Origin of the sequence: Citrobacter sp. CFNIH10 (genome assembly GCF_002934585.1) — a bacterium.
Taxonomy (GTDB): domain Bacteria; phylum Pseudomonadota; class Gammaproteobacteria; order Enterobacterales; family Enterobacteriaceae; genus Citrobacter_A; species Citrobacter_A amalonaticus.
In genome coordinates, this window is the sequence record NZ_CP026216.1 from 4,839,530 (window position 1) to 4,851,496 (window position 11,967).

An 11,967-nucleotide genomic window follows, 5' to 3' on the forward strand; every position below is an offset into this window, starting at 1 on the left:
GAAGAATTATTAATGCAAGCGTTTATTATTTGCTAAATAGTTCACTGATTCACAAAGCGCAAACATCGCTCCCGTTAATAACCATCCTTAAAGCTTCTGTCAATATTGGCCTCTTGTATATAGACAATTCGGCGAGTCATTTTTTCCTGCATAATATCAACAGGGAACACAAAAAATAGCGGTTCATAGGGAACTTCAATTTTATATATGGAAATTGGATTTTTCGTGTTACTCAGTTCACTACAATTAACAAATGGTTCCTTTTCATTGTGGTCATAACCACATGAAGCTATTTCAGTCTTTATTTCAACCTCTTTACCTAAAGTCAATAAAGCCCACCCGTTGGCACTTTCATTGATTGCATTTTGAAAATACTCATGTACCAAATCCGGATTTGAGGGATCCTGTATATTTGCTGACGCATTCCCACTATTTGCCAGGAGAGCGTCCAGAGAAGCCATGATAAAAATTACACGGCACAACTCCATTATAAAAAGAATAGAAACAATGAATGGTACGATAACAAATGCAAATTCGATTGCTGCAGCACCATCTTCCTCTGCAAATAATCTTCTGAGTCTTGACATTTTAATAAACAAACCTCCACATGGTCATGATATAACCAATAGTAATCGCAACACCAAATGGGACAGAGGTTTCATTATGATGTAGTACACATCGAGTGAACAATAAGATTGAAAGCGCACAAAATACGCCGGGTAAACTGACAAAAACTGCAAAGTCAATAAATTGACTGGCTGGAATGCTAAAAGATAAAGATGCGATTAGTTTTATATCCCCGGCACCTATTACCCCTAAAAGATTTATGAAAAAACCAACAATCATAATAGAGAGAGGAATTTTTATATTAATATCTTGTACGACGAATGAGAGAAGAAGCGAGAGAAGCAAAATAGTAAAAACCACTTTATTTCTAATTTTCCTCTCAAAAATGTCCGTATAACAGCAATATATCAATTGAATGGCAATTAATACTATCAAACCTCTCTGCAATAAGATCATTAGTTCATACCATGACAATTTGTTTTCAGACAAGATAAAAAAGAGAAATCACCTTTTACCCTTTTTCTTCTTAGCCCTCTTCATTTTGTGATACACAGGAATAACCACATCCTGATGTTTAATAGCTACTTCTGCTGAAGAAATTTGTTGGTGACAAACTGTAATGCTTTCATTCTTAATGAGTCGAATGTCGTGTTTTTCGAAAAGAGACCATATCATACTGAAATAGTTACTAATTGTGTCACGGATCAGCGTGTCACGATCGCAAAGAATCGGTTCAATTGCAATAACACCACAGGTAATATCAGCACGAGTAAGATGAATAGCCTTCTTTAGGCAATAATCTATTCTCTCGACAGGTTCATCAGACATTTTATCTAAAAGGTCTTTTCTGATCTGTGATACCATCTCATGAAGCTGTGAAATTCGATTTACCGTAATATTCTCACGCGATTCAATGACAGGCTTCGCTGAAATAAAACCGCTGATAAAATCAGAAGCGCACAAGCCTACTGCGGCTTCAAAGCTAAACGAACTATTCATTACATTACCTCACCGTGTTTATAAATGTTTATTACAAATCTCAATTATATTTTCCGAAAGCTGCCTTACACGCCAGAAAATTTGACCTATTGACTCATCTTTTGATGTTATTGCCATCAAACATAACATCTTCTGTGCGGCCGGGATGCGATTAAAAAGAATCATGTTTTGGTCGCTCTCCATAAAAACGGCATTTTGCTCACCGCCCCCCACTTCAGTTAACATCGCAGAGCTGATCCCCAGCAGGGAACTGGTTAATGCTGATACTTTTCGAATATGGAGTTCATAGCCTGGCGTGAGAAGAGAGGCAATTTCAAAGCCATCTGCTGTAGATATGAGCAAATTTTTTAATACTGCATTCCCTTCAGAGAAGCGTTCAAGCTCGGCTTTTAATTCATTGATCAACAAATCAGATATAGTATTAACATCTGTATCACTTTGCTGTTCCATTGAATCGGATTGATCATGCGCTTCTAATTCTGGCTCGGAGGGGTCAGACTCAACGTCATTCATACCAAACGGTAACATAATTTTATCCATCGTCATTAACCATCGTAAATTTTTCAACACCAATTTGCTTTCCGATAAAGCAAATTACCTGGACTGTATGCAACAATAACTTTTAAAGATTATTGCACAGACAAATTAGAAAATTTTTCATTTAATCGCAGGCGAGTTAATGCAATATTTGCATCACGCGCAATACGAATAAAAATAAAATATTTTGCTGCTTCAGGAACTTGTTTTAAAAGAAATATATCATCACTATAGGTAATTAATATATCTTCCATAGTCTTTTGTTGCGCAGAGAGTTTACTGAATTTTATATTCGCCCTGATAATATCACTCATACCTGTACTCAAAAAACCAAACCTATCATTGATATTTTTGCTGTGTACGATTTCTTTAATTGTGTTATCTATTAAAGCAACGCCCAGAACTCCATCAATCCCAGATAAGGTATCAAGCAAATTATTAATTTTATGTTCCATACTCGCTCCATTCACTCTTTACCCCAATAATATTGACAGTAAAAGAGTGCACTATGACTATTAACTCTTAAATATCCAGGACAGACAATCTACAGCCTCGCAAGCATAAGCGAGTAGATTAAGTAAGCAATATGCTAATAGTTAATATCAACTATTATTTTCTCTTTATATTGACCGTTAACTGATAAACGTGAAACATTTTTAGTTGTAATACATTTGTTAGTTACTATTTGCAGTTTCGAATTCCCATTGCCATTATTCATGATTTCTATTTTTTTAATATTCTGCCGTTTTTGTATATTTGCGAGGAGCGAATCATAAATACGTTTCATAGGCTGAGCGTTAAATATCTCTATTTCGACTATATTGTCATAACGTTTTGGCATCACACTATAATTAAGTGGGTAGGCAGAATAAAGAGCAATTCTATCTCCACCCGAAATACTGGCAGATGTCACATTGGCTATTAATTTAGCATGTGGTATTTCTCCAGCAAAAGGAAGGACAGCATCAGATATACTTTTATCAAATGTACAATTCTGGGATATTCCACTGTTCACCAGTTGAGAGGAATCATCAGATTTTATATTATTCTGCATATCCGATACAGGTATTGTCAGGGGCTTATTTTGATTAAGGCCAACGCTTGTGCTTGCAGTCACTGCAACAGCGTTTTTTTGTCCTTCTATTTTAAAATGTTCTCGCGGTGATAATTTTGCCAAAGATGCAATTAGCGCATCAGGTTGTGATGTTGAGAGTTTATCATCAATAATAATTTTTTTCGCACTCTCGTAATCATCGGATTTTACCAGAGCATAGGCTAGGTTATACGCAGTTTGTGGTTTATATTCTTTCCTGGAATACAGAGGGAGAAGATAATTTCTTGCCGTAATATAATCTCCTTGCAGAATAGCCATCATGGCCAGATTATTGACGACGACCTCTTCATCATAAAAAAGCCCTCTTGCTTTTTCAAAAGATAACGTTGCCTTAAGATAGTCTCCTGTTTGAGCCAGTAAAATACCCTGTAAATTCCATAATTCCCCGTTTGAGTCATCATGTGCAAGCATTTCATTTAGAATGGCCTGGGCTTCATTTTCCTTTCCTAACTCAAGCAGATTCTGTGTCTTAAGCAGTAAATATTCTTTACTTCCTTTTTTTTCTACCAATGGTGCCAGATAAATATTTGATGAGCTATAGTCGCCAATTTTATTATATAGCTGTGATAGATAGTATCGTTCATCATCATTATCTTTAACACTGAGTTTATTTCTGTATATCTCAATAAGCCCTTGATAATCATTCAGTTGAGTTAGGATATATTCCTTTTGTTCTTCATCAGATGCATTCGTAGGTCCACCTGTACAGCCAGATAGCACAGCAAGCATTAATAGGGGTAATAATCTTTTTACCATGTCGAAGTCATCTTAATCAGGCCCGGACCGGCAACAATTGCGATCAGGGGAAAGAGAATAAAAGCAATCATTGGGAATGTCATCTTTGCAGAAAGTGCTGCAACTTTTTCTTCCATTGCAAGTAATTGCATCTGTCTAATTTCTTTAGATAAATCTATAAGTACAGCATATATCGACGAGCCAAATTTTGTGCTCTGCAATAATGCTGAACACATCATTCTTACTTCTTCATTAACCACTTCACCTGAAAGTTGTTCAAGTGCAGCGTTAATGCCACTAACATCAGCTCTCAAAACAGTGCGGATAAGCAACGAAGACAGATCTTTATTGATCACTTCCATCTTATGAGAAATATAAGCAAGCGAAGCTTCGACTGTCATACCTGACTGGATGCATACGGCTAAAAGATCTATACAGTAAGGAATGTCATTAGATATTCTTCTAAATCGCCGCTGAGAAATAGCTGTTTGCACTCTCGAAGGTACGATAACAATCACTCCGAGTATAGCTAACAGTGCAATCATTAGCATCTGATTATCAAGCTTCATCCATCCCATATAATTCGCTATGAGCACTGGTGAAGCTATCACAAAAAATAAAAACGCCTTAACTTTAACATTCTTATCTAACTCAGATGAAATTGAAACAAGTTTACTATTTTTCTTGAATGTTTTATCCAGTTGCGTCTCTATCAAATTTGTTCCATATGTTAATATATTCTTTTTATTACTATCTACTTTAGAAAAATTGATTAACTTCTTAACTTTATTAGCTCGCTGCTTGCGATAAATAAGGAGTAATATACTTCTCATTCCAGTCAGAAAAACAATAAAAGAAATAATATATATCATTTCACCCAACCTTATTCATCATAGACCAAACGATAAATAGCCCTATTAATATACTTGTTAATGCGTAATAAAGAATATATTTCCCTGCATCTGTTCCAATAAGAATTTCAAAGTTATCTGGTGCCACAAATTTCAAGAAAAAGAAAAAAAAGACAGGAATAATGACAAGTACTTTAACCGACATTCTTGCCTCAGCAGTCATTGCGATTTTTTTTCTGTCCAGCGTCTTACTTGCTGAGATTAACATTGTCAGGCGAGACATCACTTCGCTAACTTGCCCTCCGCCTTTCATATTTATAAGTACCGTAATAACGAATGAAAAATATTCACTATAGGGAAATTTTTCGTAAGAATCCATAAATATGCGCTCAGGATCATCTCCGATATCCAGTCGCATGAGAATACGTTTGAACTCTCTTCCGAAATCGCTGTCTATCACCCGCGAGCATTCTTCAAAGCCCTGCAATACCGGGCGCCCTACTCGTACCGCGCTATTAATTATATTGAGTGCCTCGGAGAAATCCCTCTCAAACTCTCGCCGGTACTTTTTTACTTGTCGCATATACAAAATATAGATGGTAGCAAGTAACGTTATATTTGTTATTACGACATTGCTGAAATTTAGATATTCCATGTTTACATATAATGCTGCGGCACATGCCACCAGTATTATCGCTACATGCTTAAAAATGTGCTCGTTTTTTTTTCCAATTAGATTAGCATGAAGCTTTTCAATAAAAATAAAAACTCCTGCCATTGAATCTTTGAATGGTTGTTTTTTATTTGCTACTTCCTGGCTGGCAATGATGTTCGTTGAGAGTATTTTTCCTTTTATTTCTTTCGTTTTTTTTAGCGATAAATATATTTGAAGAACACCACAAATAGAGATAACAATAAAAATCATTGCCATTATCATGAGACTTTATTCCCAAATAGTTGCCGTAACGGATCAAGATAACCATGAATTAAAGCTTGCCGATAAACTGCTGACCGCTGCAAAAGACCGTTACATGTAAACGTCCCCGTGATCATACCATTATTATCTCTTTCAGGATTAGCAGCATAAGAAAAGATATCCTGTAAAATAATATTCTCACCTTCCATCCCCATGACTTCGGATATATTTATTACTTTTCTGGACCCATCGGGAAGACGTGAAGCTTGAACAATGATATTCACAGCAGTTGAAATATTTCTCCGTATTGCTACTAGGGGTAATGCTGAATTGGCCATCATTACCATGCTCTCAAGACGAGCTAATGCATCACGCGGGTTATTTGCATGCAGCGTTGACATAGAACCATCATGTCCGGTGTTCATTGCCTGCAGCATTTCGAAGGCTTCTGGCCCGCGGCATTCCCCAATAATAATACGATCCGGGCGCATACGAAGTGAGTTGATAACCAAATTTCGCATCGTGATTTGCCCTTGGTTTTCTGAACCTGCCAATCGCGTTTCTAGTCTTAATACATGTGCTTGTTGTAAACGAAGTTCCGCTGCATCTTCAAGTGTCAAGACACGTTCAGTTTCGTCAACATATTGGGACATCGCATTTAGTAGAGTTGTTTTACCCGAGCCTGTCCCCCCGGAGACAATGATATTGACTCTACAGCGACTTGCAATTACCAGGAAATTGGCCATCATTTCATTCATACTGCCATATTTGATTAGCTCTCCCAGAGTTATATTTCCCTTACCAAATTTACGAATGGACATTGAAGTGCCATCAATAGATATTGGAGAAATAACTACGTTGAGTCGGCTACCATCAGGCATACGCGCATCCACAAGCGGTTGCGCGTCATCAATTCGCCTTCCTACTTTACCCACCAGACGTCGGGCAATATCTGTTAACTGCTCATTATTGATGAACTGCTTATCAGAGAGTTCCAGGCGACCTTTACGTTCTACAAAGATACGATCCGGGCCGTTGACCAATATATCGCTAATTGACTCATCTTCCATTAACTCGCGCAATGGACCATAGCCAGTAATTTCATCAACAACTAACTCACACAGCTCCTGTCGCTCCGGTGCAGAGAGATAATTCTCTGTGCGATTGTTATTAATAACATTACGAATAACCGTATTAACTTCGTTAATGAGTTCCGCACGGTTTTCTTTGATACTTTCAATTTGTTCCAGATCTATGTTTTTAAGTACTTCTTGTCTGAAATAGATAAAGGAAATTGATTTATTCATATAAGGCCCATGATTAATATAGTGCCTTGACGAGGGATAGCCACGATGATAACCTGGTCATTAATTATTTTTCTTCTTATTAAATATTGAAAATAGTGATAGACCTTTCTTATTGCCATCAGGTTTCTCACCTTTCATATTTTTACCCAACATTTTGGCCGTAAAGAAATAAAGTTCTGATTTGTTATCAGTCTTTTTTACATCTTTAATGTAAGGGTGTACAATGTCAATTTTCTTACCCAGGTAATTTTCTATATCTTCCTTATTCAACTCATTCGGCCTTGAATGATGATTTTCATTCAGAATGATAATGTTTTTTGAATTTTTCTTCTGATTGTCTGACGTGGTGGTTGTTCTTTCTAATTCATCAATGATAAGACGGGCATTGCGTACTGATGAGAGTTCTCTGGTTACAACAATAAAGATAAAATCGGAACCAGGGACAATGTAGGCAAGTTTATCTCTCACCTGTGTTGTAACGTTATGGTCAAAAACAACAATATTATAATTTTTGTATTCGTCCGAATCAAACTGCCATTGCTCTTCATCAGTAGCAATCTTCATTCCGCGATTTGCGTCAATATAGGATATTACACCGTCATGTTGTAGAGCGGTATCTGATATGAGATCAAGATCGGGTGTGCCTGTATGCCCCTGAACAAGCAATACAGGTAAATGACTTAATCCACAAATTGATCTAAAAAACTGGTATGCGACAAAAGAAGTTCCACTTCCCCCTTTGCAGCCCAGGATACTGATGCGTTGTGTATAGCTCACACTTGTAACATCAGTTTCAAAATTCTTCAATGTTACACCGAGCAATGTAATTTGTGAATCAAGATGCAAATATACAGCCCCAATTCGCTTCATCTCATTGCTGAAGGTAATTGAATCAACATCACCAATAAATATTTTTTTCGTTGCAGCTGGAAAGAGATATTTTATCTTTTGCTGTATAGCGTCTACATCGTTAAAATCTTCAATATCAACGATGAGATACTCTGACGATGTTAATTCTTTATCATCGATAATATCATTGAAAAATTTATTTACCTGGATAATGTCATGGCAGCCGTTCACGCGTATTTGGGTCATTACCCCAGCAGAAACATGACTACGTGATGAGATGACAGCAACAGTTCCAATGGTGGAATTGTTATTTTTATTTTCAATATTTCTTTTGTTAATTTTAGTAAGATCCAGCATTTCCCCTCCCGTTCCTTATCGGATAAATCCACCGCGTGAAATGAAACTTCTTGCGTCTTCTTCTAGTCTATTAGTATGTTCATCAGCAACGCCGACATTGAAGAAAAGTTTGTCTACTGAAGTTTTATGGTATTGGGGAGTGGGGATTTTATAGCTATTTTCTGCTGAAAATGGTTTTACTAATTTTACAGTTGCGAATACGACCAGCTCACTCTTCTCTCTTTCAGTCTGTGAGCTTCGGGCAAAAGCCCCAAGGATTGGGATATCGCCGGCATACGGCACTTTAGATAAAGACTCTCGGTCAGTTTCAGTCAGTAATCCACCGATGACAAAACTATCTCCATCGGCTAATTCTATTGTGGATTGTGTTCTTCTGGTGTTAATGGTCGGGATAGCATAGGAGTTGTAAGTGTAGCTCCCTGTAACATTACTTAATTCGTTAGATATGAAAAGACGTATTTTATCAGTGCGATTCACCTTTGCGCCAATATTAAGACGTATGCCGTATTCCTTATACTCCACAGATGCCGTACTGTTGCCACCACTGTCGACAACAATTGGAATCTCCCCTCCTACCAAAAAGCTGGCATACTCTCCTGAGAGAACGGTTAAATTCGGTTGTGCTAACACTTTCGCAATGCTGTCGTTTTTGACGGCGTTGATAACAGTACTAATGTTTCCTGCATCAAATCCGCCTTTAAAGCCTATTAAGCTGAAGACTCCCGCGCTGTTTGCTGTACTCCCACCGTTGATGATACTGTCAAGTGTTAAGCTGCTCCATTCAATGCCCAACGCATCGGTGAATTGCTTAGTCACTTCAACAACGGTTAACTTCACATTAACCTGTTGCGGCGATGATAGTACAGTCATGCGATCGATGATATTGTCCCATCTTTTTTTACTTAAATGGTCGATCTTGGTGCCGCCCGTGCCGCCGCCTTGCGAATTTTCATTCCATGTGACGTCTTCTTCTTTTTTATCACTGCCAACAAGACTACCAACAGTGTTATAGATCTCATCTCTTAATTCTTCTGTCGCCACTTCACCCTGAATAATATAAGTTGCCTTATCTTTACTCATGTAGCGCTCAATGCTAATTTTGGTGCCAGGGTATTTTTTATTCACCTTTTGGGCCAGGGAGCTTCCGATTTCATCAACGGCAACGCTGATTTTTTTTAATACTTTACCTTTCACTCCGTAAATCGTTAGATCAGCCACACCTGGTTGCTTGGCGAACAGGACAATTTTTTTATTATCAATGACTTTGTAATCTGCAACTTCTGGGTTTGAGATGAAAACAGTCTCTATTTTCTGCTGCGATGAAATATTTTTTGCTTGCCCTTCCTTCAGTGTTAAATCTTCTCCAAAGGCAGACGATAGTAATAATGGACATAAACAAAATAAAACGAGCACTTTTGCTGTTTTCGACATAAATCTATCCTTATTTTTAAGCATCCGTATTATTAATACTTTTAGCGCTATTTGCTATTTATCGAACTGTTAGCACTATTCTCACCGCGAAACTCTCTTATAAACTCACTGTCATTTTGAATCGTTGTCGCACTTTGAACCGCTGTCGATAAAATATTTCTATTATCAATCGGCCACTGACCTTCATCCCCCACTAAGACAGAATGAGCAGGATCAAATTCAGCAATATTTTCACTCGTAGGGAAAATATACAGTTTCGCATCCTCTAAACCTTTTAGCATTATCACTTCTGCAGGCGTAAGCTCCACTAAAACATATCCTTCATTTATCATGGGGTTTTGTTCATTTACTACTGCTTTAACTTTCGATGTAACTGTTTGAATGGACAGTATCTTCTTATTTTTCATTAACATTTTAAAATGCCGACCATTAATATGATCCGTTGCATCTGTAACTGGCGCGGTCTTTATCTCTCCGGATTCGTCTTTTGTTACTCTCAAATTATAGGCCAGATAAATATCTACTCCGCCGCCAGCTTGCGCATTGTTGAAGAGATAGCTATCATTTTTTTTAATAGAGAATCCGTAGACTATACTTCCAGGTTTTGCTGACATTTTTATATATTCTTCGCTACCTGGCTTAACTAAAATTGCCTGGGGAATTTTTGCGCCTTCTGAAATATCACTTTTCAGCATCCAGTTATCAATATCGCCCACTGAAAGTGTACTTTTTTCATTCCCCCCCTCTTTTATCTTGAGGGTTTCGAGTTGAAAATCCCCAGAGGTTAATCGCGTCCCTTTTTGCAGATTTTTCTTCGCAACGGCGACGGTAATACTTTCCGTTGGTGCTTCGATAACTTTTGTTTGTACAACTTTCTGCACCTGACGGGGCTTGTCCAAGGGTTTCTTGCTCGCCATATAATAAAACAGCATACCAATGATACCAATAACGATCATGGCAATATTAATTATTAATGAGTATTTTTTGCTCATTGATATCCTCAACGTTATCAGGCTAATGAGTGTGACGTCATAATTTATATGCGCAAACTATGATTTATGATACCATCATTGTTCGCATATTATGAATAATATTGAATATAAGAGTTAAGTACTATAATAGAAGTAAATGTATAATGGGGAATGCGTGCATGATATACATTTATTTTGGACATAGCTACCGCACGGACTTTGCTGATTGCGAAGTCTACAAAGGGATTACCATATTTTGCTTACACATAAAAAATGATGTTTTCACACCATTTATTTATACTTATTTTATTAAACTGTACGGGCAGAATATTCCCTGCCCGCATTATCTCAACGCTGATTATGAAGTGATAGAATCCAAAACCTGTTGCGATACCGTTTTGAAAATACTTTCTAACAACGTCTGTACTGTACCATCTTTACCGAAGATCACTGCGACTACGGCTGCAACGCCAGCAAGTACAATTGCATATTCTACAGCTGTCACGCCTCGCTCATCTTTAAAGTAGTTATGGACACGTCCGGCTCCATTTAACCCCTTAACATAAGCTTTGATGAGTAGCTCATTCATTTTCTTAGTCCCTATTATGATACATTTAGTAGCTAACAACCCTGATAGCTAGTCGCGCGTATACACAGTCTGCAGCCTGAATTCGTATATGGCTCAAGCTGGAAACATTATGAACTTTGGATTTCTAAAATATAACCCTATGATTTTTTTTTAAGATTATATTTATATAGCGAAGGGGATTGAATTGTCAGATTACAATTCATCAAAACGATTGGTTTGAATTTGTGGGAATTATATAGTGCGTTTTTTCTTCTTTTTTTGAGGCGTTTCTGATTAATTTAAATTAAATTACACATGAGATAATATAATGCAATATATTTAAATAGATTTGTTTTTTTGCGACCTGCCAGAATTTGGGTCCAATAAAGAATTCACTATCGGACCCACAATGAGACACTTTCGCTTAGATGTCTAATTGACCCTCTGTTGAGTCATTATTAAACGCCTTGATGCGCCACCTTCTGATACAGCGCGTCCCACATCTCTTTGACTAACGCCTGATCGCGCGGCGACAACTCACCGGCACCGATAGCGTTTTCCAGGCTGCGGGTGACGTTGGCATAGACGGCCTGAGCAGAATGGTCATCAGTACCTTCCAGTTCTGCGACGGCTAACGTCAGGTGGCCACGCAAATATCCACTGGCAAACAGCTCATCATCGCTTGCATGCTCTACCATGTCGTCGATTAATGCCAGAATGCGTGATTCAAACTCCGCGATCATCTTCTTTCCTCATTGTAACGTG

General features: G+C 37.6%; 14 protein-coding genes. All 14 read right to left on the reverse strand.

Translation table 11 applies throughout. The features are described from left to right. Positions 1 to 74 precede the first annotated feature (74 nt). Entirely contained in the window at positions 75 to 587 is a 513-nt protein-coding gene (locus C2U53_RS27655) for a TadE/TadG family type IV pilus assembly protein (RefSeq protein ID WP_104446761.1), read from the reverse strand. Between the two features lies 1 nt (position 588). Next, entirely contained in the window at positions 589 to 1,023 is a 435-nt protein-coding gene (locus tag C2U53_RS27660) for a prepilin peptidase (RefSeq protein WP_044258468.1), read from the reverse strand. Between the two features lie 48 nt (positions 1,024 to 1,071). Next, positions 1,072 to 1,566, reverse strand: coding sequence for a hypothetical protein (locus C2U53_RS27665; RefSeq protein ID WP_104446762.1), 495 nt, complete (start codon positions 1,564 to 1,566; stop codon positions 1,072 to 1,074). Between the two features lie 18 nt (positions 1,567 to 1,584). Next, positions 1,585 to 2,106, reverse strand: coding sequence for a hypothetical protein (locus C2U53_RS27670; RefSeq protein WP_143089773.1), 522 nt, complete (start codon positions 2,104 to 2,106; stop codon positions 1,585 to 1,587). 89 nt (positions 2,107 to 2,195) lie between these two features. Next, positions 2,196 to 2,558 (reverse strand): hypothetical protein, encoded by a 363-nt coding sequence (locus C2U53_RS27675; protein ID WP_042999976.1) that lies wholly within the window; start codon positions 2,556 to 2,558, stop codon positions 2,196 to 2,198. Between the two features lie 134 nt (positions 2,559 to 2,692). Beyond that, positions 2,693 to 3,973, reverse strand: coding sequence for a M48 family metallopeptidase (locus C2U53_RS27680; RefSeq protein WP_104446763.1), 1,281 nt, complete (start codon positions 3,971 to 3,973; stop codon positions 2,693 to 2,695). Then, positions 3,967 to 4,824 carry a type II secretion system F family protein gene (locus tag C2U53_RS27685; protein ID WP_104446764.1) on the reverse strand — a complete coding sequence of 286 codons (858 nt, stop codon included), beginning with the start codon at positions 4,822 to 4,824 and terminating at the stop codon, positions 3,967 to 3,969. Before C2U53_RS27685 ends, C2U53_RS27680 begins: the two co-directional genes overlap by 7 nt. 1 nt (position 4,825) lies before the next feature. Then, the gene (locus C2U53_RS27690) at positions 4,826 to 5,728 is read right to left on the reverse strand and encodes a type II secretion system F family protein (RefSeq protein ID WP_172740605.1); all 903 of its coding nucleotides are present in this window, start codon (positions 5,726 to 5,728) and stop codon (positions 4,826 to 4,828) included. 8 nt (positions 5,729 to 5,736) lie between these two features. After that, positions 5,737 to 7,026 (reverse strand): CpaF family protein, encoded by a 1,290-nt coding sequence (locus C2U53_RS27695; protein ID WP_042999974.1) that lies wholly within the window; start codon positions 7,024 to 7,026, stop codon positions 5,737 to 5,739. A 60-nt stretch (positions 7,027 to 7,086) separates the two neighbouring features. After that, the gene (locus tag C2U53_RS27700) at positions 7,087 to 8,232 is read right to left on the reverse strand and encodes a hypothetical protein (protein WP_044258464.1); all 1,146 of its coding nucleotides are present in this window, start codon (positions 8,230 to 8,232) and stop codon (positions 7,087 to 7,089) included. A gap of 15 nt (positions 8,233 to 8,247) precedes the next feature. After that, on the reverse strand, positions 8,248 to 9,663 hold the full coding sequence (locus tag C2U53_RS27705) for a type II and III secretion system protein family protein (RefSeq protein WP_042999972.1): 1,416 nt from the start codon (positions 9,661 to 9,663) through the stop codon (positions 8,248 to 8,250). A 47-nt stretch (positions 9,664 to 9,710) separates the two neighbouring features. After that, on the reverse strand, positions 9,711 to 10,655 hold the full coding sequence (locus C2U53_RS27710; protein WP_042999971.1) for a hypothetical protein: 945 nt from the start codon (positions 10,653 to 10,655) through the stop codon (positions 9,711 to 9,713). A gap of 337 nt (positions 10,656 to 10,992) precedes the next feature. Next, positions 10,993 to 11,223 (reverse strand): Flp family type IVb pilin, encoded by a 231-nt coding sequence (locus C2U53_RS27715; protein WP_042999970.1) that lies wholly within the window; start codon positions 11,221 to 11,223, stop codon positions 10,993 to 10,995. Positions 11,224 to 11,660: 437 nt separating this feature from the next. Then, positions 11,661 to 11,945: a YfcL family protein gene (locus tag C2U53_RS27720; protein ID WP_042999969.1), complete on the reverse strand. Its 285-nt coding sequence runs from the start codon at positions 11,943 to 11,945 to the stop codon at positions 11,661 to 11,663. Positions 11,946 to 11,967: the final 22 nt, after the last annotated feature.